28 protein-coding genes are annotated in these 26,380 nt (G+C 70.9%); 13 read left to right on the forward strand and 15 right to left on the reverse strand.

Annotated elements, in window-relative coordinates; translation table 11 throughout:
* The first annotated feature begins 207 nt into the window (after positions 1–207).
* The gene (locus tag QO011_RS31605) at positions 208–1,341 is read left to right on the forward strand and encodes a Gfo/Idh/MocA family protein (RefSeq protein WP_307281901.1); all 1,134 of its coding nucleotides are present in this window, start codon (positions 208–210) and stop codon (positions 1,339–1,341) included.
* Between the two features lie 88 nt (positions 1,342–1,429).
* Here QO011_RS31605 and QO011_RS31610 read toward each other — a convergent pair whose 3' ends face one another.
* Positions 1,430–1,660, reverse strand: a complete 231-nt coding sequence (locus QO011_RS31610; RefSeq protein WP_307281426.1) for a hypothetical protein — start codon at positions 1,658–1,660, stop codon at positions 1,430–1,432.
* 211 nt (positions 1,661–1,871) lie between these two features.
* Here QO011_RS31610 and QO011_RS31615 point away from each other — a divergent pair, with 211 nt between their 5' ends.
* The gene (locus QO011_RS31615; protein WP_307281427.1) at positions 1,872–2,348 is read left to right on the forward strand and encodes a BA14K family protein; all 477 of its coding nucleotides are present in this window, start codon (positions 1,872–1,874) and stop codon (positions 2,346–2,348) included.
* A 155-nt stretch (positions 2,349–2,503) separates the two neighbouring features.
* On the opposite strand, the gene QO011_RS31620 is transcribed toward QO011_RS31615, so the two are convergent.
* From QO011_RS31620 to QO011_RS31630, 3 genes are all read right to left on the reverse strand, one after another.
* Entirely contained in the window at positions 2,504–3,241 is a 738-nt protein-coding gene (locus QO011_RS31620) for an SDR family NAD(P)-dependent oxidoreductase (RefSeq protein WP_307281904.1), read from the reverse strand.
* A 76-nt stretch (positions 3,242–3,317) separates the two neighbouring features.
* Positions 3,318–4,463 (reverse strand): DUF5666 domain-containing protein, encoded by a 1,146-nt coding sequence (locus tag QO011_RS31625; protein WP_307281428.1) that lies wholly within the window; start codon positions 4,461–4,463, stop codon positions 3,318–3,320.
* The gene (locus QO011_RS31630; RefSeq protein WP_307281431.1) at positions 4,460–5,314 is read right to left on the reverse strand and encodes a DUF6502 family protein; all 855 of its coding nucleotides are present in this window, start codon (positions 5,312–5,314) and stop codon (positions 4,460–4,462) included. Before QO011_RS31630 ends, QO011_RS31625 begins: the two co-directional genes overlap by 4 nt.
* A gap of 185 nt (positions 5,315–5,499) precedes the next feature.
* Here QO011_RS31630 and QO011_RS31635 point away from each other — a divergent pair, with 185 nt between their 5' ends.
* The 3 genes from QO011_RS31635 (at position 5,500) to QO011_RS31645 (ending at position 7,883) form a co-directional block, all read left to right on the forward strand.
* The gene (locus QO011_RS31635) at positions 5,500–6,432 is read left to right on the forward strand and encodes a glycosyltransferase family 2 protein (RefSeq protein WP_307281433.1); all 933 of its coding nucleotides are present in this window, start codon (positions 5,500–5,502) and stop codon (positions 6,430–6,432) included.
* 58 nt (positions 6,433–6,490) lie between these two features.
* On the forward strand, positions 6,491–7,345 hold the full coding sequence (locus tag QO011_RS31640) for a hypothetical protein (protein WP_307281436.1): 855 nt from the start codon (positions 6,491–6,493) through the stop codon (positions 7,343–7,345).
* Positions 7,346–7,460: 115 nt separating this feature from the next.
* On the forward strand, positions 7,461–7,883 hold the full coding sequence (locus QO011_RS31645; RefSeq protein ID WP_307281438.1) for a VOC family protein: 423 nt from the start codon (positions 7,461–7,463) through the stop codon (positions 7,881–7,883).
* 69 nt (positions 7,884–7,952) lie between these two features.
* On the opposite strand, the gene QO011_RS31650 is transcribed toward QO011_RS31645, so the two are convergent.
* From QO011_RS31650 to QO011_RS31665, 4 genes are all read right to left on the reverse strand, one after another.
* Positions 7,953–8,321 carry an SPW repeat protein gene (locus QO011_RS31650; protein WP_307281440.1) on the reverse strand — a complete coding sequence of 123 codons (369 nt, stop codon included), beginning with the start codon at positions 8,319–8,321 and terminating at the stop codon, positions 7,953–7,955.
* Between the two features lie 187 nt (positions 8,322–8,508).
* On the reverse strand, positions 8,509–9,381 hold the full coding sequence (locus QO011_RS31655) for a carbohydrate ABC transporter permease (RefSeq protein WP_307281442.1): 873 nt from the start codon (positions 9,379–9,381) through the stop codon (positions 8,509–8,511).
* Positions 9,374–10,258: a carbohydrate ABC transporter permease gene (locus tag QO011_RS31660; protein ID WP_307281444.1), complete on the reverse strand. Its 885-nt coding sequence runs from the start codon at positions 10,256–10,258 to the stop codon at positions 9,374–9,376. Before QO011_RS31660 ends, QO011_RS31655 begins: the two co-directional genes overlap by 8 nt.
* 252 nt (positions 10,259–10,510) lie before the next feature.
* Positions 10,511–11,725, reverse strand: coding sequence for an ABC transporter substrate-binding protein (locus tag QO011_RS31665; protein WP_370882039.1), 1,215 nt, complete (start codon positions 11,723–11,725; stop codon positions 10,511–10,513).
* A gap of 309 nt (positions 11,726–12,034) precedes the next feature.
* Here QO011_RS31665 and QO011_RS31670 point away from each other — a divergent pair, with 309 nt between their 5' ends.
* Genes QO011_RS31670 through QO011_RS31680 form a run of 3 tightly spaced genes read left to right on the forward strand, consistent with a single transcriptional unit; the run spans position 12,035 to position 15,058 of the window.
* Entirely contained in the window at positions 12,035–13,261 is a 1,227-nt protein-coding gene (locus QO011_RS31670; protein ID WP_307281448.1) for an ROK family transcriptional regulator, read from the forward strand.
* A gap of 16 nt (positions 13,262–13,277) precedes the next feature.
* Entirely contained in the window at positions 13,278–14,375 is a 1,098-nt protein-coding gene (locus QO011_RS31675) for a Gfo/Idh/MocA family protein (RefSeq protein ID WP_307281449.1), read from the forward strand.
* Positions 14,376–14,419: 44 nt separating this feature from the next.
* Entirely contained in the window at positions 14,420–15,058 is a 639-nt protein-coding gene (locus QO011_RS31680; protein ID WP_307281451.1) for a ThuA domain-containing protein, read from the forward strand.
* A gap of 7 nt (positions 15,059–15,065) precedes the next feature.
* Here QO011_RS31680 and QO011_RS31685 read toward each other — a convergent pair whose 3' ends face one another.
* From QO011_RS31685 to QO011_RS31705, 5 genes are all read right to left on the reverse strand, one after another.
* Positions 15,066–15,446, reverse strand: a complete 381-nt coding sequence (locus QO011_RS31685; RefSeq protein WP_307281453.1) for a lysozyme inhibitor LprI family protein — start codon at positions 15,444–15,446, stop codon at positions 15,066–15,068.
* A 73-nt stretch (positions 15,447–15,519) separates the two neighbouring features.
* Positions 15,520–16,929: an SEL1-like repeat protein gene (locus QO011_RS31690; protein WP_307281455.1), complete on the reverse strand. Its 1,410-nt coding sequence runs from the start codon at positions 16,927–16,929 to the stop codon at positions 15,520–15,522.
* 206 nt (positions 16,930–17,135) lie between these two features.
* On the reverse strand, positions 17,136–18,590 hold the full coding sequence (locus tag QO011_RS31695; protein WP_307281457.1) for a methyl-accepting chemotaxis protein: 1,455 nt from the start codon (positions 18,588–18,590) through the stop codon (positions 17,136–17,138).
* A 1-nt stretch (position 18,591) separates the two neighbouring features.
* A complete protein-coding gene (locus tag QO011_RS31700) occupies positions 18,592–18,900 on the reverse strand; it encodes a hypothetical protein (protein ID WP_307281460.1) in 309 nt (102 codons plus the stop codon).
* A gap of 91 nt (positions 18,901–18,991) precedes the next feature.
* The gene (locus tag QO011_RS31705; protein WP_307281463.1) at positions 18,992–20,176 is read right to left on the reverse strand and encodes an alpha-hydroxy acid oxidase; all 1,185 of its coding nucleotides are present in this window, start codon (positions 20,174–20,176) and stop codon (positions 18,992–18,994) included.
* A 117-nt stretch (positions 20,177–20,293) separates the two neighbouring features.
* Between QO011_RS31705 and QO011_RS31710 the strand changes: the two genes are divergently transcribed.
* The gene (locus QO011_RS31710; RefSeq protein WP_307281464.1) at positions 20,294–20,980 is read left to right on the forward strand and encodes an RraA family protein; all 687 of its coding nucleotides are present in this window, start codon (positions 20,294–20,296) and stop codon (positions 20,978–20,980) included.
* A gap of 126 nt (positions 20,981–21,106) precedes the next feature.
* A complete protein-coding gene (locus tag QO011_RS31715; RefSeq protein ID WP_307281467.1) occupies positions 21,107–21,334 on the forward strand; it encodes a hypothetical protein in 228 nt (75 codons plus the stop codon).
* An 85-nt stretch (positions 21,335–21,419) separates the two neighbouring features.
* On the opposite strand, the gene QO011_RS31720 is transcribed toward QO011_RS31715, so the two are convergent.
* Both QO011_RS31720 and QO011_RS31725 read right to left on the reverse strand, forming a co-directional pair.
* On the reverse strand, positions 21,420–23,099 hold the full coding sequence (locus tag QO011_RS31720) for a thiamine pyrophosphate-dependent enzyme (RefSeq protein ID WP_307281469.1): 1,680 nt from the start codon (positions 23,097–23,099) through the stop codon (positions 21,420–21,422).
* Between the two features lie 29 nt (positions 23,100–23,128).
* A complete protein-coding gene (locus QO011_RS31725; RefSeq protein ID WP_307281472.1) occupies positions 23,129–24,313 on the reverse strand; it encodes an amino acid aminotransferase in 1,185 nt (394 codons plus the stop codon).
* 194 nt (positions 24,314–24,507) lie between these two features.
* On the opposite strand from QO011_RS31725, the gene QO011_RS31730 reads away from it, so the two are divergent.
* From QO011_RS31730 to QO011_RS31740, 3 genes are all read left to right on the forward strand, one after another.
* On the forward strand, positions 24,508–24,972 hold the full coding sequence (locus QO011_RS31730; RefSeq protein WP_307281475.1) for an Lrp/AsnC family transcriptional regulator: 465 nt from the start codon (positions 24,508–24,510) through the stop codon (positions 24,970–24,972).
* A gap of 133 nt (positions 24,973–25,105) precedes the next feature.
* The gene (locus QO011_RS31735; protein ID WP_307281478.1) at positions 25,106–25,333 is read left to right on the forward strand and encodes a hypothetical protein; all 228 of its coding nucleotides are present in this window, start codon (positions 25,106–25,108) and stop codon (positions 25,331–25,333) included.
* Between the two features lie 148 nt (positions 25,334–25,481).
* A complete protein-coding gene (locus tag QO011_RS31740; RefSeq protein ID WP_307281480.1) occupies positions 25,482–26,357 on the forward strand; it encodes a protein-L-isoaspartate O-methyltransferase family protein in 876 nt (291 codons plus the stop codon).
* Positions 26,358–26,380 lie beyond the last annotated feature (23 nt).

Here is a 26,380-nt window from a genome sequence, read left to right on the forward strand (position 1 = left end):
CTATACCGGCCTCGACGTCTGCACCCCCAAGACCGCCGACACCTGCATCGGCGGCGGCAGCTGACACTCGACACGCCGCGGCCGAAAACACAGGCCGCGGCGCCCTCCCCCAGGCGCATGTCCGGAGAGGGTCGATAGACCGGCCTCCGATCAAGGAACAGCAGAGTGAGCACGACAAGCCTTTCAGGGCGGCGCATCCGTCTCGGCATGGTCGGCGGCGGCGAGGGCGCCTATATCGGCGGCATCCATCGCTACGCCGCCCGCCTCGACGACCAGTATGAGCTGGTCGCCGGCGCCTTCGACGTCGATCCCGCGCGCGGCCACGCCTTCGCGGCCCGCAGCTTCGTCGCGCCGGACCGGTCCTATGGCGACTACCGGCAGATGGTCGCGGCCGAGGCCGAGCGGGCGGACCGCATCGACGTCGTCGCCATCTGCACGCCGAACCATACGCATTTCCCGATCGCCAGCGCCTTCCTGGAGGCCGGCTTCGACGTGATCTGCGAGAAGCCGATGACCACCACGCTCGCCGATGCCGTCGCCCTGCACGAGCTCGCGGGGACGACCGGCCGCTTCCTCGGCGTGACCTACACCTATTGCGGCTATCCCATGATCCACGAGGCCCGCGCCATGGTCGCCGCCGGCCGGATCGGCCGGGTGCGGGTCGTGCAGGTCGAATATCCCCTGGAATGGATGGCGACGGCGATCGAGGCCGAGGGCAACCAGCAGGCGGCCTGGCGCACCGATCCCAGGCGCAACGGCCGCGGCGGCAGCATCGGCGATATCGGCACCCATGCCTATCACCTCGCCGGCTTCGTCTCCGGCCTGGAGGCGGAAAGCCTGTGCGCCGACCTCGCCACCTTCGTCGAAGGCCGCGCCCTCGACGACAATGCCCATGTCATGCTGCGCTACAAGGGCGGCGCCCGCGGCCTGCTCTGGTCGTCCCAGGTGGCGATCGGCCATTCCAACGGGCTGCGCCTCAGGATCGCCGGCGAGGCCGGGAGCCTCGCCTGGTGGCAGGAGCAACCGAACGAATTGCAGTTCACGCCGCTCAAGGGCCGGCCGACCCTGATCAAGCGCGGCAGCGACGGCTTGTCGGCCGCGGCGACGGTCCGCACCCGCACGCCGGCCGGCCATCCCGAAGGCTATATCGAAGCCTTCGCCAATCTTTATGCCGGCTTCGCCGAGGCCATCCGCGCTCGCCGCGACGGCCGGGACGTGGCGGCGGCCTGGCGCGATGTGCCGACCTCCCGGGACGGGCTCAAGGGCGTCGCCTTCGTCGAGGCGGTGGTCGACAGCCACGAGAAGGCGCCGTTCGGCTGGCAGCGCCCGGCCTTTGCCTGAACGCCGGGCGGCAACGCTTCCTCCCTGCATGCAATCGCCCGGCACGCGGGGGCGCGGCCGGGCGATGAACCGTCACGATGCGATGGGGTCAGCGGCAGATGCGCTTCGTGGTCCAGACCCAGTGGCCGTGATGGCGCACGCGGACCTTCTTGGTGAAGCAATGATGCCGATGGTGATGGCGGACGTGGGGCTTGTGATGATGGTGCACCACGACCTGGCCGGCCGGCGGCGGCGCGGCGGGCTGGGTCTGAGCCTGGGCCGGCAGCGAGGCGAGGCTTGCGAACGCCAGGGCGCAGGCTGCGATGATCGTCGTCTTCATGGTCCTCTCCATATCCTCCCCGAGCCCCTCAGCCTCACCCTACGGGAGTGAAGTTGAAGCGCGGGTGAACGGCATGTTCAGCCAAAGGTCGGATTTCGCCGCTGCAAAACACATTCCCGTGAATAGCGTACGGATCGGGAACGCGGACCCGGCGTCAGGCATTATCGCCTCGACACGGTTTCACTGCACGGACAGAGAGGTTTCCTTGGTCATGCGCAAGATTCTCACCACTGCTCTTGGCGTCCTCGCGGTCTTTACCGGCCTGATGAGCGGCACGGTCGCCCCGGCCGAGGCGCGCAGCCGCGGTGACGTCTTCATCCGGCACGGCGGCGGCTCCCATGGCGGCTTTGGCGGCTTCCATGGTTTCCGCGGTGGCGGCTTCCGCGGCGGCGGCTTCGCCTTCCGCCATCACGGCTGGGGCAACGGCTTCGCCTATCGGCCCCACCGCTATCGCCACTACGGTTATGGCTATGGGTATGGCTACGGCTATCCCGACTACGGCGACGGCTATTACGACGACAGCGCGGCCGCGGGCATCGTCGGCCTGGCGGCCGGCGCGCTGGTCGGCAGCGCGCTCAGCCATCGCTCCTATGGCGGCGGCGGCTACTGCGCGTCCCGGTTCCGCTCCTATGATCCGCGCAGCGGCACCTATCTCGGCTATGACGGCCGCCGCCATCCCTGCCCCTAGAGCATTTTCCAGCGAACCGGCACTCGGTTCGCGTCAAGACAATGCGTGAAAACAAAGAGATAGAGAGCGTGATCGATTCAACTTGAAGCGATCACGCTCGAGCCCGGCGCTGAACGAACCAAGGGGCGCCCTCGGCGCCCTTTTGCATGCGCGGCTCAGAACGGTTCCTTGAACGGGCGCAGGTCGACCTCGTGCGCCCAGGTCGAGCGCGGCTGGCGGTGGATCTGCCAATAGGTCTGCGCAATGGCGTCGATGTCGAGCAGGCCGTCCTCTCCCCGCTCCGCCGCCTCGGGCCGCGCCGCCCGCAGCCGGTCGCCGTCGATGCCGCCGTCGATGACGACATGCGCGACATGGATGCCAAGCGGGCCGAGCTCCCGGGCCATGCTCTGCGCCACCATGCGCAAGCCGGCCTTGGCGGCGGCGAACTGGGCGTAGCCCGGCTTGCCCCGCAGGCTGGCGGAAGCGCCGGTGAACAGGACGGTGCCGCGGCCAAGCGGCACAAGGCGCCGCGCCGCCTCGCGGCCGACGAGGAAGCCGGCAAAGCAGCCGACGCGCCAGAGCTCTTCGAACACCGAGGCCTCGACCTGGCGAAAGTCGATACGGCGATTGTTGCCGGCGTTGAACACCACGGCCTCGGCGGGTGCGAATCCGTCCCCCGGTGCCATGGCGAGGTCGAACAGCCGCACCACGTCGGCCTCGCACGTCGCGTCCGTCACCACCGGCTCGGCGCTGCCGCCGGCGGCGGCGATGGCAGCCGCCACCGCCTCGATCTTCGCCGCCGTGCGCCCGGCGACCAGCACGCGACAGCCCTCGGCGGCGAAGCGGCGGCACAGGGCCGCGCCGAGCCCGCGTTCGGCGCCGACGCCGACGATGACGGCGGTTGGCTTCGGCAGGTTCGGCATCGGCATTCCCTTCGGGTCGAGACGGAGCGTGAGCCTACCGCGCCGGCGACCGCCGGCCAATCCGCCATCAGCGGTGGCCGTGGCCCGGGCCCCCCCGACCTCGCGGATCGATGCGTCCGCCGGGACCGAGGTGCTCACCGGGATCGCCGCGCTCACCGGGATCGCCGCGCTGACTGGGATCGCCGCGCTGACCGGGCCCACCGGGATTGCCCGGCCCGCCGGGAGATCCAGGCCCGCCCGGCGGAGGGCCGAAGGACCGCGGACCCGGACGCGGCCCGTCGGTCGGCGAGCGGACCGAGTCGAGGTCGAAGAGGCCCCTGGCGTCACGGCTCAGGGCGGCGATGACGAAGGCTTCCCCGCTTGCTGGAATGGCGGCGTCGGGCCGGTCCGGTATTGCCAGGCCCGAGCCGAAGACCAGCCGCCCGCCGAAGCGGGCGACATAGGCCTCGATCTCCAGGAGGTTCACGGCCGCATCGTCGAGCAGGCTGGAGTCGAGGCGGCTGGCGGTGACGCGGAACTGGCCTGCGACGAGGCGGCCGGTCAGCACGGCGCGCCGGCCGGCCAGGGCGCGCGGCGCGCCGGCGAGGACGAGGGCGCCGATGCGCAGCACGCCGCGCGCGTCGGCGACGACCGGTCCGGCCACCTGCAGGCGGCCGCGCCCCCGGCGCTCGATCAGGCTGGCGGCGATGCTGCCGTCGAGGTGCCGGTGGCCGGAGATGGCGACGATGTCTCCCGGCCGCAGCCCCCGCCCGCGCGACGGCAGGTCGTCCAGGAGCACGGTCTGGCCTAGCACGGTGAGCTCCGTGGCGGACACCGCCTGCACCGGCCCGATGACTTCGCTCGTCACGGTGATGACCGAGGTCGACAAGCCGCCCTCACGCTGCGCCGCGACCAGCTGGACGACCTGGCCGATCCGCAGCGCCGCAGCGCTCCTGCGCCGGCCGTCGATCCACACCGCCGCCGAGCCGGGATAGGCGATACGCCGGTCGTTGACCACGATGCTGCCGAAGCGGCGGATGGTGCCGATCATGCCGGTGCCGCCGATGCCCCGATCGCGGATCGGCCGCTCCTTTGCCGGCTTGACCGGCGGCTCCTCATCGGCCGGGGCAGGCGGCGAGGGCTCGACGGCGAGGGCCGAGGACGCAAAGGACGCCGCAGCGCCGGCGATGAGGCCGGCGACGCCCCGGCGGGTCGGCAACCAGGGACCGCTCAAGGTCCATCCTCCTGTGCTCGGAGCGGCTCCTCCGGCCCGGCCGATTCGCCCCCACGCTCGGCCAGGATATAGACGCCGAAGATCCATCGCCAGTTGCCGTCCTCCGATGCCGGGGCCGCAGCATAGGCGTCGCGGTTGGCGACCCTCAGGGCCCGCGCCGCGAGCTGGCGCGAGCTGCGCTCCAACGCCTCGGCCGCACCCTGCGACAATCCGTCGTAATGCACCGCCCGCTCGAAGAAGACGGGCGCGCCGGCCGCCACGTTGGCGGCTGCGGCGGCGATGTGGTCGTGCAGGTTGCGGCCGAAATAATGCAATTGCTCCTCGTCGCCGCCGCGCGGCAGGAAGGCCGCCTCCGTCAGCACCACGCGATCCTCCCGGTCGATGCGGACGATGGCGCGATCGAGCCATTCGTCGAGGACGGCACGCGGCCGAACATCGCGCGTCACCGAGGCGACCAGCGCGTCGAAGGACGGGGCGGCGCCCTCCGCCGTGCGCGGCAGCGCCAAGGGCTCGCCGGCCTCGTCGGTGAACTCCGGCGCAGCCAGCCAGCGCGCCAGGATGCTGCTGGTGCGCGACAGGCTGGCGGGCACGACGGCGACCGGCGTGCCGGCGCCGCGCAGCCGCCGGACCTCCTTGCGATGGATGCCGGTCAGCAGGCTGACGCGACTGTCGGTCTGCTCCTTGCCGGGCAGGCGGAACTCGTGCTCGGCCACGTTGACATAGAGCTCGCGCAGCATGTCGCTGAGAGCGGGAAAGGTGATGCCCTGCCGCAGCAAAAGGCGAACCAGCGGCCGCAGCAGCCGCGCGACCGGGCGTTGGAACCTCGCTGCATCCCGGACAGTGTCGCTCATCGCCACCTCACGGGCACCATCGCGCCATCTTTGCCCCGTGCCGTGCCGCTCATCGCCACCTCGCGGGCACCATAGCGCCATTTTTGTGGGACACAATCCCACAAAGTGATCGACGATTGACCGGACTGACCTGAAGAGATAAGGCATTTATGTGGGAAAATTTCCCACACAATTGGACAAGATCCATGCCCCTCGCCTTTTCCCCGCCGTCCCGCCGTCACCTGCCGGCAAGCGGCGCCCCGGAGGAACCCGCCCCGTCGAGCCGGGCTTTCGACAGCCTCGTCCGCCTGCCCGCCGCCGGCTCGCGGACGGCCGAGCCGTCCCGGCTCGCGCCCGGAGGGGACGCCTGCGCCGGGCCGCCGTGCCAGGCCGTCACCTGCACCATCATCACCTTCAACGAGGCCGACCGGATCGACCGCTGCATCCGCTCGGTCCAGGGGCTGGTGCGCGAGGTGGTGGTCGTCGATTGCGGCAGCACCGACGGCACGCCGGCCATGGCCACAGCGCTGGGCGCGCGGGTGATCCACAACGACTGGACCGGCTTCGGGCCGCAGAAGCGCTTCGCCGAGGATGCAGCCCGGCACGACTGGATCCTCAACCTCGACGCCGACGAATGGCTGTCCGATGCGGCACGGCGCGAGCTCGGCCGCCTGCTGGCGCGGCCGCTCCCGGAAGCCATCCACGGCTACCGCTTCGACATCGTGCCGATCTACCCCGACGCCGAGCGGCCGCGGCTCCTGCCCGACACGCACCATTATGTCAGGCTCTACGACCGGCGCCGCTGCCGCTTTCCCACGAGCCTGGTGCACGACGAGGTCAAGCCGGCCGCGGCCCATACCGGACAGATCCGCTCCCCGGTCTATCACCGGTCGATCCGGTCGATCCGCCACCTCCTCGACAAGAACATCGCCTATTTCCGGCTGCAGAGCCGGGAGATCCACCTGCCCCCCGCGGTGGCCGCAGCGCGGCTGCTGCTGGAGCCGCCGTTCTTCTTCCTCAAGTACTATCTCTTGCGCGGCCACTGCACCGGCGGCCTGTTCGGCCTGCGCGTCGCCCTGGCCGCGACCTATCTGCGCGCCTATCGCCTGGTGGTGCTCGGCTTCGGGAGCCGGCGATGACTCTCCTCCACGTCCGGGCCCGGCTCGGCACGCCCTTCGGCCCGGGAGGCGCCGGCTGATGTCGATCGAAGCTCTTCCTGAAGCCGGCACGATGCCACGCCTCGTGCCCATCCGCGCGGACGATGCGTCGGACGCGGCACCGGTCTATCTCTGCCCGCACGTTCCCAAATGCGCCGGCAGCACCGTCATCGACCATATGCGCGCCCTGCCCGACGGCCGCTTCGCGATGATGGAAAAGCCGGAGCGCCGAGCCTTCGACCAGGGCGCCGCGCCGATGCTGGCGACCCTGAGCCGGGCCCGGTTCCTGACCGGGCACTATCTCCCGCACGCGGTTGCCCGCCTATTCGAGGGGCGGCCGGTGCGCGAGATCGCCCTCCTGCGCGATCCCGTCGGCTATTTCCGCTCCTTCTACCGCTTCTACCGCCGCCAGACGCGGCGGCGCGACCGGGCGGAGGCCATGGACTTCGCCTTCTGGTATCGCTGCCAGCGCCGCAATCCCGTCAGCCATTTCCTGCTGTCGCGCTACTGGCGCGTCGGCGTGCTGCGCGAGCTGCTGATGTCGGAGGACCAGGCGTTCGACCTCCTCTCCGAGCGGCTCGAGCGCTTCTGGTTCGTCGGCTCCTACCGGCACTGCGACCGCCTGCTCGCCAGCCTCTCCCTGGCGTTCGACCTGCCGGCCGAGGTCGAGGACCGCAACGTCAGCAGCGACGCCTTCACCCTGCCGGCGCCTCTGGAGGACCGGATCCGCCGCGAGAACCGGCTCGACCAGGCGCTGTACGAGGCCTTTGCCGATCGGCTCTGGCAAGGCGGGCCCGTCGGGTCCCGCCCCGCGGCGCTGCCGCCCTGGCCGCACAAGGCGCTCAGCGAGGCCCGGCTCTGCCTGGCGCGCATCGAGCGTCATCTCCGGACCTGAGCGGCCAAAAAATTCTGCGGCGCCTGTCGGACGGCCGACGTCCGCCTCGTCCTTGGGGCAGACGGCCACATCCGTGCCGTCGCACGAGCGGCCCTGCCGGCCCGCGGAGGATACCATGACCGACAGCACCACCGAGACTGCCCCCGCCAAGCCGCCGGTGCTCGGCGGCGTCGTGCCCTATCTCAGCGTCGACGGCGCGACCAAGGCCGCCGCCTTCTATGCCGAGGCCTTCGGCGCAACCGAAGTGTTCCGCATGCCGCCCGACGAGAAGGGGCGGACCATGCACATCCATCTCCACGTCAACGGCAGCTCGCTGATGCTGAGCGACGCCTATCCCGAGCACGGCCATCCCTGGGTGGCGCCGCAGGGCTTCAACCTCACCCTGATGGTCGACGACATCGACGCCTGGTGGCAGCGCGCCATCGCCGCCGGCGCCACGGCGATCCTGCCGGTGCAGACCATGTTCTGGGGCGACCGCTACGCCCAGCTGCGCGACCCCTTCGGCGTGCTCTGGGCGATGAACGCGCCGGCGGCCTGAGCCGGGCAGCAGAATGGCGGACGGCGGGGCCGCCGTCCGCCTCGAGACCATCCCCGGCCTGGCCCTTGCTCAGGCCGACGTGACCGAGCGGTTGTGCGCGAACCAGAGCTCGGCGGCCGCCAGCACGGCCACGATCAGGCCGGCGGCGACATGCACCGTCATGGCCTCGGCCGAGGACGCAAAGCCCAGCAGCCAGGGCGAGAGCAGCGTCAGGACGCCGAGGACCATGTTGGCCCATTCCTCCCATTGCGCGAAGGCAACCAGCGCGCCGATGGCGACCAGGGCGATGAGCACCCCGGCGACCCAGGCGCTCCAGGCGGCCGACGCCATGGCGCCGAAGCCCAGCACCCAGGGCGAGAGGGCCAGGCACACGCCGACGACGGCGTTGACGACGTCGAGGGCGGTCTCTCCAGTCTTGCGGTTGGCTTGCATGACCATTGTCGTAGCTCCTTTCCATCGGGCCCGCGCAGCGGCGCGGGCCAGGCCGGAAAGCAGTCGTGACGACATCGTCCGCGGCGCCGTCACGAAGCTCGTGTTCATCCGGCGATCCGATCGACATTGTATCACGATCGCGCCCGAAGAACATCAAGAGAACATGCAGGCCGAGCCGCGAGGTCCCTCGGCCTCACCCCTTCACCGCGCCCGCCGTCAGCCCGGCGACGATGTATTTCTGCGCCAGCAGGAACATCAGGATCGCCGGCAGGATGGTCAGGGTGATGAAGGCCAGCACCAGCTGCCAGGCGGTGGAATATTCGCCCTGATAGGCCATCAGCCCGAGCGGCCAGGGGAAATTGGCGTCGGAGTTGAGCAGGATCAGCGGCAGGAGATAATTGTTCCAGGAGCCGACGAAGGCGACGATCGCCACCGTCGCCAGAATCGGCAGGGAGAGCGGCAGCGTCACCAGGAGGAAGTACCTGACATAGCCGCAGCCGTCGACCAGGGCCGCGTCGAGCAGCTCGGAGGGCAGTTGCCGGAAGGCGTTGCGCAAGAGCAGCACCGCCATGCCGAGGCCGAAGGCGACCTGCGGCAGCACCACGCCCCAGGCGGTGTCGAGCAGGCCGAGATTGCGCACCTTGATGAAGATCGGCAGGATCGCGGTCGCCGCCGGGAACATCATGCCGATCAGGAGATAGGCGAGCAGGAAGCGCTCGCCGAAGAAGCGCAGATGCGCGAAGGCGAAGGCGGCGAGCGCGGCCAGAGTCAAGGTCAGCGCCACGGTGAGCCCGGCGATGATCAGCGAATTGCCGAGCAGGCGCCAATAGCGTGCGCTCGCCAGGATGTCCCAGTAATTGGCCCAGACCCAGCGCGCCGGCAAGCCGAACGGGTTGGCCCTGAGGTCGCCGAGGTCCTTGAAGCCGCCGAGGGCGGTCGCCAGCAGCGGCACCAGCACGATCGCCGCGACGATCAGGAGCACGCCCAGGCGCAGGATCGGCCCGGGGTGGAAGGGGCTGCGCGCCGGCGCGGCGGCCTGCGGGCGGGCGAGGGCGAGCTCAGTCATCGCGCATGAACCAGCGCTTGTAGCCGAAGGCGAAGGCGACGCAGATGCAGAACAGAATCACCCCGACGGCCGAGCCGAAGCCGACGCGCATGCGGGTGATGCCGAAGGAATAGAGGAAGGACACCATGGTGTGGGTGGAATTGAACGGCCCGCCGCCGGTCAGCGGGATCACCATGTCGAAGAACTGCAGCGAGCCGATCACCGAGAAGAACACGGAGAGGCGGAGCATCGGCCCGAGCTGTGGCAGCGTGATGTAGCGAAAGCGCTGCCAGGCGCCGGCGCCGTCGATGCGGGCCGCCTCGTAGAGCGAGGCGTCGATGCCCTGCAGGCCGGCGATGTAGAGCATCATGTGGAAGCCGAAATATTTCCACACCACCACGGTGAGAACCGCCACTTCGGCGAGATGCCGGTCGGCCAGCATGTAGACGGGCTGGCTGCCGAGGCCCTGCGCCAGGGCCGAGACCAGGCCGTAGTCGCCGTCGAAGACGAAGCGCCAGATCAGCCCGGCGGCGACGTCGGCGAGGATGTAGGGCAGGAAGAAGATCAGGCGGAAGGCGGTGGTGCCGACCTGCCGCCCCGCCAGCCAGAGCGCCAGGCCGAGGGCGAGGGGCAGCTGCACCGCGAGCGAGGCGAGGATGATCCAGCCATTGTTGGCGAGGGCGGAGAGGAAGGTCGGGTTGGCCAGCACCGAGACATAGTTGCGCCAGCCGACGAACTGGCTCGGCGTGCCGTAGCCGTCCCAGTTGTAGAGGCTGTACCAGGCCGCCTCGCCCACCGGCATGATGACGAACACGGTGAACACCGCCAGCGCCGGCGGCAGGAACACCAGCGCCGTGATCCGGTTGGAGCGCGCCAGCGGGGCTGCGTGGGCTGCCATGATGCCTCCTGTCTCAGCCGGCCGAAGGCCGGTCGCCCCGGAACCGCCGTCTCCTCCCACCCATGGGCGACATTGGCCGTCATGGGCGGGCTCGTCCCGGCCATAGCGGAACGGTTGCGGCTAGAACGGCACTGGTTGCACCACCCTCGACCGTCATGGCCGGGACGAGCCCGGCCATGACGGTCTGGGCTGGGGTCGGCGCCGAAAGCCTGTTCCGTTTGCCTCGGCCATGTCGCCTCAGCAACCATACCCCTACTTCTCGTCCCAGGCCTGCTGGATGGCGGCGGCGGCGTCCTCGGGCGTCATCTCGCCGGCGGCGACCGCCACGGAGATGTCGTTGACGACGCGGCCGACGGAGGGGCCGAGGTCCTGGTCGAGGAAGATCTGGTGATAGGTGGAGGCGGCGATGTCGCTCGCCATGCGCTTCACCAGCGGGTCCTCGATCCAGGCCTCGGCGCCCTTGAGGGCCGGGATGTAGACGCCGGCGGCGGCCGCCTGCTTCTGGTAGGGCTCCGACATCAGGAAGGCGGCGAAGTCGAAGGCCTCCTTCGGCGCATCCTTGGTGATCAGCCAGCCGTTGATGCCGCCGAGCGTGTCGGTCGGCGCGCCCTTGCCGCCGGCCAAGGCGGGGAAGCTCAGGATGCCGATATTGTCCTTGGAAAGGCCCTTGCCGTCGGCGGCGTTGTTGGCCTGGGTGCCGAGCAGCCAGCTGCCCATGAGCTGGATCGCGCCTTTGCCGTCGCCCCACAGGCCTGCCGCCTGCAGGTGGGTGGTCTGGAGATAGCCGGGCTGGAAGGGATCGAGCGCCGCGAGCTCGCGCAGCCGCTTGCCCGCCTCGACGAAGACCGGGTTGTTGAAGCCGCCGTCCTTGCCGGCGGTGGCATCGGCCAGGGCCTGCGCGCCGCCGATGCGCATCATCAGGTAGGACCAGTAGAAATGCATAGGCCATTTCTCGCCGCCGCCGACGATGATCGGCGTGATGCCGGCGGCCTTGAGCGTCTTCACCGCGGCGAGGAAGTCGTCCCAGGTCCTGATCTTGCCGGCGTCGACGCCGGCCTTGGCGAACAGCGCCTTGTTGTAGAAGAACACGACCTCGCTGAGCTGCAGCGGCAGGCCATAGGTCTTGCCGTCGATCTGGAAGGCCCTGACCGCCGGCCCGGAAAACCGCTCCAGCCCCGGCGCCGCGGCGGCGGTGACGTCCTGGAGATAGCCGGCGCGCTCCTGGGCCCGCATCACGCCGCCCGACCAGCTGTAGATGATCTGCGGCCGGTCGGCCGATTGCAGCATGGTCGGCAGCTTGGCCTTGTAGGCCTCGTTCTCGAGGTAGTTGACCTCGACCTTGACCCCGGGATGCTGCTGCTCGAAGTCGCGGGCGGCCTGCTGCCAGATCTTCACCGCGCCGGGAATGGTCTCGACATGGGCCAGGCGGATGGTGGTCTCGGCCAGGGCCGGCAGGCTCGCCGGCATCGCCAGCGCCGCGCCGCCGAGCACCGCGCCGACCAGACGCGCCAGGACCGTCTTCGACAGCGCCCCCCTGCGCTCGGCCCCGCAATCCGAACCTTCCGATCTCATCATGCGCTCCTCCTCGCGATTGGCTTATTTTTCTACGGATCACGAATTAAATCATGTCAGCAGGCCGGCAAGCCTGTCAAGATGGGCCGGAAAACCAGCTTGAATCTCGCAGTGCAGCATGAAACTGCCGTTGACACAGCCATGAGGGCCGACGAATAAATGCGCATCAGAAATTAAATTTCGCCCCGGTGCCCTCCCCCTGCGATGAAGACGGCCGATCCCGAATTGATGCGCGCGATCAATCGCTTCCACGTGATGGACGCGATCCGCCGCCATGGCCCCATCGCCCGGGTCGAGATCTCGGACCGCACCGAGCTCAGCGCCACCACGGTCTCGGCGATCACCGCGGCGCTGCTCGACGACCGGCTGATCGTCACCCGCCAGGAGGGCGCCATCCGCGACGCGGCCCGCGGCCGGCCGCGGGTGATGCTGGAGCTCAACCCGGACGCGGCGCACGTGGTCGGGGTCAAGCTCTCGCCGCACCACATCACCGTGGCGGTGACCAATTTCCGGGCCGACCTGCTCGCCAGCCTGTCCCTGCCGATCCGGCTCGACCGCCAGCCCGACGCGGTCATCCTCGACCTCGTCGAGGACGGCATCCGGCGCTGCGTGCTCGATGCCGGCCTCGACATCGAGGAGATCGTCGGCATCTGCGTCGGGCTGCCCGGGGTGGTGGAGCGCGCCGGCGGCGTCTGCCGCCAGAGCCCGGTGTTCCGCGAGCGCAACGTTCCGGTCGCGGCCGGGCTGAAGCGGCGCTTCCCGCAGGCAGCGGTGTCGATCGACAGCGACGTCAACCTGGTGACGCTGGCCGAGCACTGGTTCGGCGACGCCCGCGGGCTGGACGATTTCCTGGTGGTCAGCGTCGAGCACGGGCTAGGCCTCGGCATCCTGCACAATGGCGAGCTCTTCCGCGGCGCCAACGGCCTCAGCCCCGACCTCGGCGACCTCACGGTGCGGCCGCCCGAGACCAGCAATGCCGCCCGGCTCGCTTCGATCGCCTCGGAGGCCGGCATCCTGGCCGAGGCCGAGGTGCTGCTGCGCGGCACCGAGCACGAGCGCGCCTTCCGGCTCGACCGCGGCATGGCCAAGGTGCTGGAGCTGGCGGGGGCCGGCGACCGGGCGATCCTCGCCCTGCTCGCCGGAGTGGGCGAGGCGCTGGGCTTTGCCATCGCCAACCTGATCACCCTGTTCGCCCCGCCCAAGGTCATCCTGGCCGGCGCCGCCATGGAGGCCGAGGCGGCGCTGCTCGGGCCGCTCCGGCGCACGGTCGCCATGCTGGTGCCGCCCAGCCTCGCCGACGTCGCCGAGATCGTGGTGCACCGCTGGAGCGACGACATGTGGGCGCGCGGCGCCGCCGCCATGACGCTGCGCGACCTCTACGGCGCGCCCTGGGGCACCACCGGCCCGGCACCCCGGCCCCCTCCCCCCTGACCCGCGGACGGATCCCATGGACCCCATCGGCATCGGCATCATCGGATGCGGCACTATCAGCCCGGCCTATCTCAAGGCGGCGGCGGGCTTCCCCATCCTCTCGATCAAGGGCCTCGCCGACCTCGACCCGGCGGCGGCCGAACGGCGCGCCGCCGAATTCGGACTGAGGGCGCGCAGCATCGACGAGCTCCTCGCCGATCCGGCGATCGAGATCGTCGTCAACCTCACCATCCCCAAGGCGCATGTCGAGGTCGGGCTCAAGGCGATCGCCGCCGGCAAGCACGTGCATTCGGAAAAGCCGCTCGGCATCACCACGGCCGAGGCCGCGCCGCTGCTCGCGGCCGCCAAGGCGCGGGGGCTGCGGGTCGGCTGCGCGCCCGACACCTTCCTCGGCGGCGGCCAGCAGGCGTGCCGCGCCCTGGTCGACGAAGGCGCGATCGGCACGCCGATCGCGGGCACCGCCTTCTTCATGTGCCCGGGCCATGAGAGCTGGCACCCCAATCCCGGCTTCTACTACGCCGCCGGTGGCGGCCCGATGCTCGACATGGGACCCTATTACGTCACCGCCCTGGTCAACCTGCTCGGCCCGGTGGCGCGCGTCGCCGGCGTCGCCACGCGCCTGCGCGGCGAGCGGCTGATCACCAGCGAGCCGCTGAACGGCACGGTGATCCCGGTGGAGGTCGCCACTCACGTGGCCGGCACGCTGGAATTCGTCAGCGGCGCCGCGGTCAGCATCGCCATGAGCTTCGACGTGCCGCGCCACCGCCACAGCTGCATCGAGCTCTACGGCAGCGACGCCGCCCTGATCGTGCCGGACCCCAATCATTTCGGCGGCGAGATCGCCCTCGCCCCGCCGCGCGGCGACTGGCGGACCATGCCGACCGAGCATGCCTATGCCGACGGCAATTATCGCAGCATCGGCGTCGCCGACATGGCGCACGCCATCCGCACCGGCCGGCCGCACCGGGCGAGCGGCGAGCTCGGCTTCCACGTGCTGGAGGTGATGGAGGCGTTCCAGCGCTCCTCCGACGAGGGACGCCACATCGCCATCGAGACCCGGCCGGCACGCCCGGCGCCGCTGCCGCCCGGGCTTGCGCCAGGCCAGCTCGATTGAGCCGATTCAAAGCCTTTGAAACGATTCAGAATGGAGAGAGGATCATGCGCGAGGCCTTGATCGTCTGGGGCGGCTGGAGCGGCCACGAGCCCGAGCAGGGCGCCGCCATCGTCGCCGGCATGCTCGAGGAGGAAGGCTTCAAGGTCTATGTCGAGACCTCGACCGAGGCCTTCGCCGACCCGGCGATCCACGACATGAGCCTGATCGTGCCGATCTACACCATGTCGAAGATCGAGAAGGAGGAGGTCGACAACCTCACCAGGGCGGTCGAGGGCGGCGTCGGCCTCGGCGGCTATCACGGCGGCATGTGCGACGCCTTCCGCGAGGCGGTCGCCTATCAATTCATGTGCGGCGGCCAATGGGTGGCCCATCCCGGCAACATCATCGACTATCGCGTCAATATTGTCGGCGACGACCCGATCGTCGCGGGCCTCGCCGATTTCGACTATCGCTCCGAGCAGTACTACATGCATGTCGACCCCTCGAACGAGGTGCTGGCGACGACGCGCTTCTCCGGTGAGCACGCGGCCTGGATCGAGGGCGTGGTCATGCCGGTCGCCTGGAAGCGCCGGCACGGCAAGGGACGCGTGTTCTATTCCGCCCTCGGCCACGTGGCCAGGGAGTTCGAGGTGCCGGAGATGAAGACGATGCTGAAGCGCGGCCTGCTCTGGGCGGCGCGCTGAAACGGCGTCAGAACGGCCCGCGCGAGGCGATGTCGTCCATCGCCTTCTGCAGCTCGCCGATGCGGGTGCGGTAGGACTGCGTCAGGCAGGCGACGTCGCCGCCGCAGGCCTCGCGCGTCTTCAGCCAGGCGCGCTGCGCCTCGCCGATGTCGCCGCGCTGGCCCATGGCGACGAGGCCGGTGACGATGCCGAACAGCGTCGCCATGCGTGCCTCGTCCTGCCCGAGAGCATAGTTGCGGCAGATGGCGAGCTCGGCCGGCGAAGCCGCCTTGGCGCAGTCGAGCGGAGCGTAGTCGCCAGCCATGGCGGGGAGAGGCATGGTGCAGGCGAGGGCGAGGAGGCAGGTGCGGGCCCACCGTCCCGGCATGTCCCGTTCGATGCGTCCCATCCCGGTGCCTCCCACATGGTGCCGTCCGGCGGCCTCCGCCCCCGCAGTCGGCCGACGCCGCTTCATCGCATCCTCATGGGGGCGCAGCGGAAGTCAATATCTGCAGCCTGGCGCCGGCCAACTCGCTCCCGAGCTGCGCGGCGCGCCGATACCAGGCGATCGCCTCGTCTCGATTCTTCGACATGCCCCAGCCGCGTTCGAGCATGAGGCCGAGGTGGCTCATGCCGTTCTCGTTCCCCGCTTCGGCCGCCTTGCGAAACCAGGCGGCCGCCTGGGCATCGTCGCGCGGCCCGTCCATGCCGTTCAAGAATCGCTTGCCCAGGTCGACCATGGCGGCGGTGTCTCCGGATTCGGCGCGCTGGCGCACCATGGCGGCCGTCGGCGCCTTGGGCCTCGGGGCCTCGCGGCGCGGCATGAAGCTCGGGAGGATCATCAGAGGATGAGCTCCGTCGCCAAGGTCCTCCCGCAAGCTGCTGGCCATCGAGAACCACCGCACGGCCTGGGTGGCGTCCTGCGACATGCCGATGCCGTTCGCCAAAGACCTGCCGAAATTCTCCATGGCATCGGCACCGCCAGCCTCGGCGCCTCTGCGAAACCATTCGGCGGCGGCAGCTTCGTCGCGTCTCAGACTACGGCCGAACAGAAGCACCAGGCCGAGATTGTTCATGCCTTCGACATTCCCGGCCTCGGCGGCCTTGCGGAACCAGTCGGTGGCCTCGGCCTCGTTGCGCGGCACGCCCAGCCCGAAGCGCAGCGCCAGACCGCGGTCGTTCAGAGGCCCTGCCTCCACGCCCGCGACGATGCGCTTGGCCTCCATGTCTGCGATCCGCGTCCATTCGGCGGCGTCCACCTTGCTCCTCAGCCAGAACCTGCGCCATGCCAACAGCATGCGTGGATCACCCGTGCCTGAGATACTTCCGGCCTGCGCGGCCCTGCGCGACCAGTCGTCAGCCTGTGCCTCGTCGCGTCCGACACCGTTCCCCTTCAGCAGCATCCAGGCGTAGGCGGCCATGGCCTGGGCGTTCCCGGCTTCGGCTGCCCTGCGATACCAGGCCGCCGCCTCGACGTCGTCGCGCGGCATTCCGCGACCGAGCGAGAGCATCAGGCCGAGGCTCGTCATGCCTCGAAGGCTCCCGGCCTCCGCCCCCTTCCGAAGCCACAGAACGGCCTCTTCCCGGTCGAACGACCCGGCAAGACCCCAAGCCAGAACTTTTGCGAGGCTGACCATCGCGTCGGCGTGGCCGGCTTCGCCAGCCTTGCGGAACAGGTCCGCCGCCTCGTCGGTATCGCCCTGGTCCAACAGCGCCCGCGCGAGCTGGAAGGTGAGGCGCGCGTCCTCCGGCTGCTCGGCCAGCGCCCGCCGGCAAGCTGCAACGGCCGGGCCGAACTCGATCCATCCGGATACCACGCCCGTGACGCCGGCCGGCCGCGTCGCGTCGGCGGGCGAGGCTGCCAGCCGGTCGCATTCCGCCCGCTGGGCCATGGCGGGTTCAGCCGCGGCGACCAAACCCATGCACAAGACGAACGTTGCCAGCCCCCGCATAGCATGCCCCCGGTTGCAAACCCCTCCACCAGACTACGAGAAGGACAGGCGCCTGCAAAGACGGGTGGCATTTGCAACGAAGGCATGGCCAGGCGGGAAGGGGGGCGCCGGACGCGGCAAGCGGGCTGGCGCCCGGACGGCGTCCCTCACGCCGCGGCGACGGCCCGCTCGAAGGCGTCGAGCTCCTGCGTGAGGCGGCCCGTGAGGGCGCCCAGCTGCTCGGAGGCGCCGCCGACCGTGCCGGCGGCCTCGCGGGCGCGGTCGGCGGCATCGGAGACGCGGGCGATGGCGCCCGAGACGCGGCCGGTGCCGTCGGCGGCCTCGCGGATGTTGTGGGCGATCTCGCTGGTGGCGGCGCCGTGCCGGGCGATCGCCGCGGCGATGGCGTCGGTGATGGCGCCGACCTCGTCCATGACCGTGCCGATCTCGCGGAAGGCGACCACCGCCTCGTCGGTCGAGCCCTGGATGCCGCGGACCTGCTCGGCGATGGCGTCGGTGGCCCGCGCGGTCTGGGTGGCGAGGGCCTTGACCTCGGCGGCGACGACGGCGAAGCCCTTGCCGCTCTCGCCGGCCCGCGCCGCCTCGATGGTGGCGTTGAGGGCGAGCAGGTTGGTCTGCTCGGCGACGTCGCGGATCAGGCCGACCACCTCCCCGATCTTGCGAGCCGCCTCGGCCAGCCCCTGCACCGAGGCATTGGTCCGCCCCGCGCGCTCGGCGGCGCGATGCACCACGCCGGTCGCCTCGCCGGCATGGGCGCCGATCTCGCCGATCGCGGTGGCCAGGGACTGGGCCGCGCTCGCCACCTCGGCGACATGGCCGGCCGTCGCGGCCGAGCCGGCGCCGGCCTCGCGCACCAGCGTGCCGGCATCGACCGCGACGCCCTTGAGGTCCTGCGCCGTCCGCTCCATCCGGCCGGCATCCCCGCGCATCTCGCCGAGGATCGCTGCGACGCGGCCGCGAAACTCGGTGACGGCAGCCTCGACCCGGCCGCGACGGCCGGCCTCGTCCTGCGCCGCGGCGAGGCGGGATGCCAGCGTCTCGGCGGCGGTGCGGGCGGCTTCGGCGGTGTCGAGCGCGGCCTGCGACGCCGAGAAGGCCTGGGTGAGCCTGGCCACGGCGAAGACCAGCGCGGCGACCTCGATCACCACCACGAGCGCGTGCAGCAGGGTGCGCATGAGGTCGGCGCCCTGGGGATAGACCGCCAGGGGGTAGAAGACGTTGAGCGCCAGGTGATGCAGGGCGATGGCGGCCGCGCCGAGGACGATCGGGCGCCAGTCCCACCAGGCCACCAGGATGGCGAGGCTGGCGAAGAACACCATGTGCATGTCCATCTGCAGCGGCGAGCCGCGGAAGGCCAGCAGCAGCAGCGCCGGGAAGATGGCGATGGCGATGCCGGAGAGGTCGCGCGTCAGCGGCGCGGTCGGCCGCGACCAGCACAGCCAGGCATTCGGCAGGACGAGGACGGCGGCGATGCCGACGATCCAGGGCCAGAGCTCGCTGCCGCGCCACAGCGCCGCGCCGGCGGCGACGAGGCCGTCGAGCACGAGGACGGCGATGGCAACGGGCGCGAAGCTGCGGCGCAGCGCGTCGAGGCCGAGCATGTCAGGAACTCCCCAAGGACGGATCGGATCGCGGCGTGGCGGTGCAGGGTCCGGCGAGCGCGGCATCGACCACCAGCAGCGCGCCGGCCGCGTAGAGGCGCGCCGCAAAATCCGGCGCATCGGAGCGGGCGAGCGCCGCATCGGCGAGAGGCCCGGGCGCCAGGACGGTGCCGCCGGCGGCCGCCACCAGCCGGGCGCTCGCCGAAGGGCCGGCGGACGGCGCGGCAAAGACCAGGACCGGCTGGCCCGGACGAGGCAGGAGGCCGAGGCAGGCGAGCGACAGCGGCAGCAGCACGCCGACGGCGATCACGCCGCTGGCGATCCGACGGGGCTCATCTGCAACCCGGGCAGGCATGGGCGACCCTGCAAAGCTGTCAGTTGAGCAGCTTCGCCCGATAAGGTTAACTCTGCGTCAATGGGGTCAGGACCTCGCGCCGGCGCAGCAGGTCCGGACCGAGCCGCGTCAGGCTCGCCGCGCCCATCAGCCCCATCGCCCGGTCGATCTCGCTCCGATAGAGCTCGAGCACATGGCGCACGCCGGGCTCGCCCGCCACCGACAGGCCCCAGAGCTGCGGCCGGCCGATCAGGCAGGCGCGGGCGCCGAGGGCGAGCGCCTTGACCACGTCGACGCCGCGGCGCAGGCCGCCGTCGACCAGCACCGGCACCCGCCCCTCCACTGCCGCCAGCACGGCCGGCAGGGCGTCGATCGCCGCGGCCGCACCGTCGAGCTGGCGCCCGCCATGGTTGGAGACGATCAGGCCGTCGATGCCATGGTCGACGGCGATATGCGCCTCCTCCGGATGCAGGACGCCCTTGAGCAGCAGCGGCCCGTGCCAGAGCCGGCGCAGCCAGGCGACATCGGCCCAGCTCATGCCGGGATCGAGCAGCGAGGCCATGCGGCCGGCCAGCGCGGCGAGATCGGCGCTCTCGCCGGGCCGGACGTAGTTGCCGAAGGTGATCCGCGGCAGCTCCGGCCGCATCCGGGCCAACCAGGCGAGCTTCGTCGCCATCAGCGCCAGGTCGACCGCGCGAAAGCGCGGCGGGATGCGAAAGCCGTTGCGCCGGTCGCGCTCGCGGTTGCCGAGCAGCTGGTTGTCCGTCGTCAGCACCAGGGCGTCGTAGCCGGCCTCGGCGGCACGCTGCGCCAGCGCCTCGGTGAAGCCGCGCTCGCGATAGATGAAGAGCTGCATCCAACGCGGGCCGCCAGCCGGCAGGTCCTCCAGGCGGCAGACCGAGCCATGGCTGAGGCAATAGGCCGTGCCGGCGGCGGCCGCGGCACGGGCGGCGGCGGCCTCGCCGCCCGGCCAGAACAGCCCGGCGAGGCCGGTCGGGCCGATCAGCACCGGCAGGGAAAGCCGGCGGCCGAACAGCTCCACCGAGAGGTCCCGTGTGGCAGCGCCGTCGAGAGGGCGCGGCAGCAGCTCGATCGAATCGAAGGCCGCCTCGTTGCGGCGCAGGGTGCGCTCGTCCTCGGCGCCGCCGTCGGCGAAGTCGAACACAGGCCGCGGCAGGGTCCGGCGTGCGAGATCGCGCATGGCGGCGATGCTGATGGCGGCCTCGCGCCAGCGTTCCGATCGGGGCGTCATCCCTTGCTCCCGGCCTCGCGCGTTCTGTGGGGCGGCCGGCCGGGCTCAAGTCAAGCATGGACAGGCGGCGCCCGGCAACGGAGATTGGCGCCGAGCTGCCAATGCCGGAGTCCCGTCATGATCGAAGACGCCCCCCTGATCACCCTGCGCCGGCCCGCGCGCCGCCCATCGACCGCCCAGATCGCCGCGCTCACCGGCGTGCCCACCGGCTTCGCCGTCGACGCCCTCGGCGGACGCGGGGCGCTGGCCGCCGCGATCAAGCCGGTGGTGGCGGAGCAGGCGGTGATCTGCGGCGTCGCCCTCACCTGCGAGGCCGGGCCGGCCGACAACCTCGCCTTGTTCGCCGCCCTGCCCTGTCTGCAGCCGGGCGACGTGCTGGTCGCGGCCACGGACGGGTTCCGTGAGGCGGCGGTCACCGGCGACCTGCTGCTCGGCATGGCCCGCAATCGCGGCGCCGTCGGCTTCGTCACCGACGGGGCGGTGCGCGACGTCGCCGGCATCCGCGCCCTCGGCCTGCCCTGCTTCGCCGCCAGCGTCACGCCCAACTCGCCGGCCCGCAACGGGCCCGGCCGCGTCGGCCTGCCGGTGATCCTGGCCGGCACGCTGGTGGCGTCCGGCGACATCGTGCTGTCCGATCCGGACGGCGTGGTGGTCGTGCCCTTCGAGGAGATCGATGCGGTGATCGCCCGGCTCGATGCGGTGCGCGCGGCCGAGGCGGCGCTGGATGCCGCGGTCAAGGCCGGCCTCGGCCTGCCGGACTTCGTGGCGAAGACGCTGGCGGGCCGCGTCCGCGAGGTCGAATAGAGCCGGCACTCCGAGCCGCGTGCAGCCTGTGCACACGCGCACAGTGGCCGGAGCGGGGAAACATTACGGTCCTGTCATCGAAGCCCGGCAACACCGCCAGGGCGCTCAAGGCAAGGACCCACGACAATGCGCAAGACCCTTCTCGCTCTCGTTCTGGCCGCCGGCGCCCTGGGCGCTGCCACCACCGCTTCCGAGGCTCATTATCGCAGCTACGGCGGCTACGGCTACGGCGGATACAACTACGGCTACCAGCAGACCTACTACCAGCCCAGCTACTGTCGCACCGTCTCCTTCCGCGTCTGGGACGACTATTCCTGCGAATACGTCTATCGCACCAAGGAAATCTGCGACTGATCCACTCTCTTCTCTCCTCGCTTCTCCCTCCTCCCTCAAGCCGCCGGCTCCCCCGGCGGCTTTTTTTTGCTTGCCGGCCTCGTGGTCAGGCCGCCGGCTTGGGATGAAGGAACGGCCAGGGCGAGGCCTCCGAGCCGCGCGGCACCGCGACCTCGATCAGCACCGGGCGCCCGCTCGCCAGGGCCGGGCCCAGCACGGCGCGGAGCGCGGCCGGCTCGTCGACCCGGTGCCCCTCGACGCCGAAGGCGGCGGCGAGCTGCATGAAGTCGGGGTTGTGCAGGACCGAGCCGATGAGGCGGTTGCCGAAGCCGAGCTGCTGGTCGCGCAGCACATTGCCGTAGGAGCCGTTGTTGAAGACGATGGTCACCAGGCCGATCGCCTCCTGGGCCGCGGTCGCCAGCTCCTGCACCGCGAACAGGAAGCCGCCGTCGCCGGTGATCGAGACCACCGGCCGGCCGGGATGCGCCGCCTTGACGCCGAGCGCCGTGGGGAAGCCGAAGCCGAGCGTGCCCTGGTAGCCTTCGGAAATATAGGTGCGCTCGCCGAGGACGGGAAAGCCGAAATAGGCGGCGAAGCCGACCTGGCAGAGCTCGTTGACGAAGATGCCGTCGCGCGGCAGCACGTCGCGGATGACGTCGAGATAGGAGAGCTGCGGCTGCACCACCTCGACCGCCCGGCGCGCCTCGTCCCTGGCCGCGGCGATCGCGGCGCGGGCGCCGGCCGGATCCGCCGGCCCCTGCGGCCTCAGCCGCCTGATGGCCTCGACCAGCGCCCAGGTGCCCTCCTGCGCATCGGCGAGGACGCCGACATCCGGCATCAGCCGGCCGAACTCGGCGGGATCGATGTCCAGGCGGACGAGATGCGGCGGCGCCTGCGGCCGCTCCACGCAGGTCATCATGCCGGCCCAGCGCATGTAGGGCATCTCCAGCCGCGAGCCGATGCCGAGGAGGACGTCGGTGCGCGGCCAGAGCCGGTGGGCCGCGACGCAGGAGCCCCCCAGCGGGTGGTCCTCCGGCACGACGCCGCGTCCGCCCCGGAAGGCGGCGACCGGCGCGGCCAGCGCCTCGGCCAGGGCGCGCACGGCCTCGCCGGCATGCTGGGCGCCGCTGCCGACCATGATCATCGGATGCCGTGCCTCGACCAGCAGCCGCGCCGCCGCCTCGACCGCCTCGCGCGCCGGGGCGGGCGCCGGCGCCATGGAGGCCGGTGGGAACGGCACGACCGGCGCCCGGGACGCCATCACGTCCCAGGCCATCTCGACCGCCACCGGCCCGGGGCGGCCCGACAGCATCTGCCGGAAAGCCTCGTCGATGACAGCCGGAGCGTCCTCGACCCGCTCGATCCGCTCGGCCCATTTGGTCAGCGAGCGCAGGGTGGCGAGCTGGTCGGGCAATTCATGGAGATGGCCGCGCCCCTTGCCGAGGAAGGAAGCCGGGACCTGGCCGGTGATGCACAGGACCGGGGCGCTGCAGCCCTGGGCCGTGCACAGGGCGGCCGTGGTGTTGAGCACGCCCGGACCGGGCACGACGGCATAGACGCCGGGACGGCCGGTGGAGCGGGCATAGCCGAAGGCCATGTAGCCGCAGGCCTGCTCGTGGCGGGCGCCATAGGTGCGGATCCGGTCGGCGCGCTGCTGCAGCGCGTCGAACAGCGGATACATCTGGGCGCCGGGCAGGCCGAACAGCGTGTCGACGCCGTTGACCAGCAGCGCATCGACGATGGCCGCGCCGCCGGTGGCCTCGGTGGATCTGGTGCGTTCCAGCATGGTGCTCACCCCTTGTCGGACGGGAAGGATCAGTGCGCGCCGGCGAAGGCGCCGACGGCATCGAGGGCGGCGACGAGGCGGTCGACCTCGGCGAGGCGCAGGCCGGCGAGATTGATGCGCCCCGAATCGGCCATGTAGACGCCATGCCTGGCGCGCAGGGCCTCGATCCCTGACCGGTCGATCGCCAGGTTGGAGAACAGGCCGTTCTGCGCCGCGACGAAGGCGAGGCGCGGCTCGCGGGCCGCCAGTGCCGTGCGCACCGCCCGGATGCGCTCGGCCATGGCGGCGAGCTCGCCGCGCCACTGCGCCGCGAGGTCGTCGCGCTCCAGGACGAGGCGCACCGCGGCCGCGCCGTGGTCCGGCGGCATCGACCAGTTGACCCGCGACAGCGCCTTGAGATTGCTTGCGACCGCGCCAGCCGCCCGCGCGTCGCGGGCGAGGACGTAGAGCGCACCGGTGCGGTCGCGGTAGAGGCCGAAATTCTTGTCGCAGGAATAAGCGACCAGCGCCTCGTCGGCGGCGGCGAGCACCGTCCGCAGGCCTTCGGCGTCCTCTTCGAGGCCGCGGCCGAGGCCCTGATAGGCGAGGTCGACGAAGGGCACGAGGCCACGCCGGGCGACGAGGTCGGCCAGGACCCGCCACTGCGCCGCGTCGGGATCGATGCCGGTCGGGTTGTGGCAGCAGCCGTGCAGCAGCACCACGTCGCCGGCCGCGGCCTGCGACAGCGCGGCGATCATCGCCTCGAAGAGCAGGGTCTGGCCGGCGAGGTCGACCGCCTCGTAGGAGGTGACGACGAGGCCGCCGGCCTTGAGCACGGGCGCGTGGTTCGGCCAGCTCGGCATGCCCAGCCAGACCCGGGCGCCCGGGCGGGCGGCCGCGACCAGCTCCGCGCCGAGGCGCAGGGCGCCGCTGCCGCCGGGGGTCTGGATGCCGGCGAGGCGGGGCGAGGCGGCCTGCTCCGCCCCGAGGACGATCGGCGCGAGGCGCTCGACGAAGGCGACGTCGCCTTCCGGCCCGAGATAGCTCTTGCTGTCCTGCTCGCGCAGCAGGATGGTCTCGGCCGCCTTGACCGCGGCCATGACCGGGGTGCGGCCCTCTTCGTCGCGATAGACGCCGACGCCGAGGTCGATCTTGCCCGGCCGGGGATCGGCGGCGAAGGCCTTGATCAGCGCCAGCAGGCTGTCCGACGGCTGCTCGGCCAGTGCCTCGAACATCGTCTCCTCCCCGGTGATTGCGATTGGCGAGATGCTAGGCCGGCCGCGCCGCGCGTTCCCTGCAAAACGCAGGGGCGCTACCGGAATCTTGGAGCGCTTCCTGCATGGATCTGGAATTTGCGCAGCAATCCTGCATGATCGTGAAATTCCATGGCGCCTTCCCGCACGGCCGGGGATTTCGGAGGGAACACCCCATGCAGCTCGACGGCTTCGACCTGCGCATTCTCGCCGCCGTGCAGCAGCGCGGCGACATCAGCCATGTCGACTTGTCGGAGCGCGTCCACCTCTCCCCGACCCAGTGCGCGCGGCGCCTGGAGCGGCTGAAGGAGCAGGGCTATGTCAGGCAGATCGTCGCCATCCTGGATCCGGAGCTGGTCGGCCTCACCGTCGTCGCCCATTCCCTGGTCAGCCTGCGCTCGCACGACGAGGTCGCCAACGGCGCCTTCCACAAGTTCATCCTCGGGGCGAGCGAGGTGGTGGAGTGCTATTCGCAGACCGGCGATGCCGATTTTCTGATGAAGGTGATGACCCGCGACCTCGCCCATCTCAGCGACTTCATCGACCGGCTGATCGCCGCGGCCGGGGGCCTGGCCTCGCTGCGCTCCAGTATCGTCCTCAAGACCATCAAGAAGACCACCGAGCTGCCCCTGCCGCGCTGAAGCAGGCGGACGCCGCGCCGGGCCGCGTGCAGCCTGTGCACACGCGCACAGTGGCCGGGGCGGGCCGGGGGTAGGGTCCTTGCATCGAAGCCCGGCAACACCGCAAGGGCGCTCAAGGCAAGGATCCACGACAATGCGCAAGACCATTCTCGCCCTCGTTCTGGCCGCCGGCGCCCTGGGCGCCGCCACCACCGCCTCGGAAGCCCACTATCGCAGCTACGGCGGCTACGGCTACGGCGGATACAACTACGGCTACCAGCAGACCTACTACCAGCCCAGCTACTGCCGCACCGTCTCCTTCCGCGTCTGGGACGACTATTCCTGCGAATACGTCTATCGCACCAAGGAAATCTGCGACTGACCTTCCCTCCCTGCCGATCCCCGAAGCCGCCGGCCCCGCCGGCGGCTTTCGTGCGCGCGGGTCGCTCATTCCCCCCTCATCATCCCAAGCTAGCCTGCCGGCGCGGGCGGGCGCATGATCGCGCCAGGGAGCGCAGGGAGGATCGGCGATGGACCGACGCGAAGTCCTGGGATGGGCGGCGGGCGGCCTCGCCGCGGCGCTGGCGCCGGCGGCGGCCCGGGCGGCCGGCCATGTCCCCGTCCCCTTCGACTGGGACATGGCGCCGCCGCTCGACGGGCGCGAGGCCTTCGTCGCCTGGATGCGGGAGAACCGCGGCGAGGATCCGGGGTTCCTCGGCCAGCGCTGGGACCGCTATCTCCAGCTCCTCGCCCATCACGACCTCTGGGACGAGCGCGACAAGCGCGCCTATCTGCTGACGCCGCGGGAGGAGTTCGTGACGTCGGCCAACCTGTCGCGCGCCTATGAGTGGCACTATCTCGACATCGGCTACGGCGTGACGATCACGGGGCCGCACACCGTCGCGCGCATGACCAACACGATCGCGGTGGCGCGCGGCGACAAGGTGCTCGAGATCGGCACCGGCTCGGGCTACCAGTCGGCCTATCTCTCCCATCTCACCGACCGGATCTGGTCGATCGAGATCATTCGGGCGCTGGCCGAGCGCACCCGGCGCCTCTACGACAGCCTGATCGGCCGCGGCTACCGGGAGCTCACGACCATCACCACAAAGAATGCCGACGGCTATTACGGCTGGGAGGAGAACGCGCCCTTCGACAAGATCATCGTCACCTGCGGCATCGACCACGTCCCCCCGCCGCTGCTGCAGCAATTGAAGCCGGACGGCATCATGGTCATCCCCGTCGGCCCGCCCGGCGCCCAGCACGTGCTGAAGGTGGTGAAGCAGCAGGCCGCCGACGGCAGCTTCCGCGTCGCGCGCTCGGACATCTACAACGGCAGCATCGTCAACTTCGTGCCGTTCACCAAGCTGGAGGACGGCGGCATCCGCGGTACGCACAACCAGTAGCGGGAGGCGCCGCCCCCCGGGTC

It is taken from the genome of Labrys wisconsinensis, from assembly GCF_030814995.1.
Lineage (GTDB): Bacteria > Pseudomonadota > Alphaproteobacteria > Rhizobiales > Labraceae > Labrys > Labrys wisconsinensis.

Bases quoted from the DNA above. Each gene is read 5' to 3' on its own strand.
- QO011_RS31650 (WP_307281440.1), bottom strand. From the start codon at position 8,321: ATGGTCATGCAAGCCAACCGCAAGACTGGAGAGACCGCCCTCGACGTC.
- QO011_RS31675 (WP_307281449.1), top strand. From the start codon at position 13,278: ATGGACCCCATCGGCATCGGCATCATCGGATGCGGCACTATCAGCCCG.
- QO011_RS31680 (WP_307281451.1), top strand. From the start codon at position 14,420: ATGCGCGAGGCCTTGATCGTCTGGGGCGGCTGGAGCGGCCACGAGCCC.
- QO011_RS31670 (WP_307281448.1), top strand. From the start codon at position 12,035: ATGAAGACGGCCGATCCCGAATTGATGCGCGCGATCAATCGCTTCCAC.
- QO011_RS31705 (WP_307281463.1), bottom strand. From the start codon at position 20,176: ATGACGCCCCGATCGGAACGCTGGCGCGAGGCCGCCATCAGCATCGCC.
- QO011_RS31635 (WP_307281433.1), top strand. From the start codon at position 5,500: ATGCCCCTCGCCTTTTCCCCGCCGTCCCGCCGTCACCTGCCGGCAAGC.
- QO011_RS31710 (WP_307281464.1), top strand. From the start codon at position 20,294: ATGATCGAAGACGCCCCCCTGATCACCCTGCGCCGGCCCGCGCGCCGC.
- QO011_RS31735 (WP_307281478.1), top strand. From the start codon at position 25,106: ATGCGCAAGACCATTCTCGCCCTCGTTCTGGCCGCCGGCGCCCTGGGC.
- QO011_RS31720 (WP_307281469.1), bottom strand. From the start codon at position 23,099: ATGCTGGAACGCACCAGATCCACCGAGGCCACCGGCGGCGCGGCCATC.
- QO011_RS31615 (WP_307281427.1), top strand. From the start codon at position 1,872: ATGCGCAAGATTCTCACCACTGCTCTTGGCGTCCTCGCGGTCTTTACC.
- QO011_RS31685 (WP_307281453.1), bottom strand. From the start codon at position 15,446: ATGGGACGCATCGAACGGGACATGCCGGGACGGTGGGCCCGCACCTGC.
- QO011_RS31740 (WP_307281480.1), top strand. From the start codon at position 25,482: ATGGACCGACGCGAAGTCCTGGGATGGGCGGCGGGCGGCCTCGCCGCG.
- QO011_RS31660 (WP_307281444.1), bottom strand. From the start codon at position 10,258: ATGGCAGCCCACGCAGCCCCGCTGGCGCGCTCCAACCGGATCACGGCG.
- QO011_RS31695 (WP_307281457.1), bottom strand. From the start codon at position 18,590: ATGCTCGGCCTCGACGCGCTGCGCCGCAGCTTCGCGCCCGTTGCCATC.
- QO011_RS31690 (WP_307281455.1), bottom strand. From the start codon at position 16,929: ATGGCCCAGCGGGCGGAATGCGACCGGCTGGCAGCCTCGCCCGCCGAC.
- QO011_RS31665 (WP_370882039.1), bottom strand. From the start codon at position 11,725: ATGCCGGCGAGCCTGCCGGCCCTGGCCGAGACCACCATCCGCCTGGCC.
- QO011_RS31715 (WP_307281467.1), top strand. From the start codon at position 21,107: ATGCGCAAGACCCTTCTCGCTCTCGTTCTGGCCGCCGGCGCCCTGGGC.
- QO011_RS31630 (WP_307281431.1), bottom strand. From the start codon at position 5,314: ATGAGCGACACTGTCCGGGATGCAGCGAGGTTCCAACGCCCGGTCGCG.
- QO011_RS31655 (WP_307281442.1), bottom strand. From the start codon at position 9,381: ATGACTGAGCTCGCCCTCGCCCGCCCGCAGGCCGCCGCGCCGGCGCGC.
- QO011_RS31725 (WP_307281472.1), bottom strand. From the start codon at position 24,313: ATGTTCGAGGCACTGGCCGAGCAGCCGTCGGACAGCCTGCTGGCGCTG.
- QO011_RS31645 (WP_307281438.1), top strand. From the start codon at position 7,461: ATGACCGACAGCACCACCGAGACTGCCCCCGCCAAGCCGCCGGTGCTC.
- QO011_RS31605 (WP_307281901.1), top strand. From the start codon at position 208: ATGGTCGGCGGCGGCGAGGGCGCCTATATCGGCGGCATCCATCGCTAC.
- QO011_RS31640 (WP_307281436.1), top strand. From the start codon at position 6,491: ATGTCGATCGAAGCTCTTCCTGAAGCCGGCACGATGCCACGCCTCGTG.
- QO011_RS31730 (WP_307281475.1), top strand. From the start codon at position 24,508: ATGCAGCTCGACGGCTTCGACCTGCGCATTCTCGCCGCCGTGCAGCAG.
- QO011_RS31610 (WP_307281426.1), bottom strand. From the start codon at position 1,660: ATGAAGACGACGATCATCGCAGCCTGCGCCCTGGCGTTCGCAAGCCTC.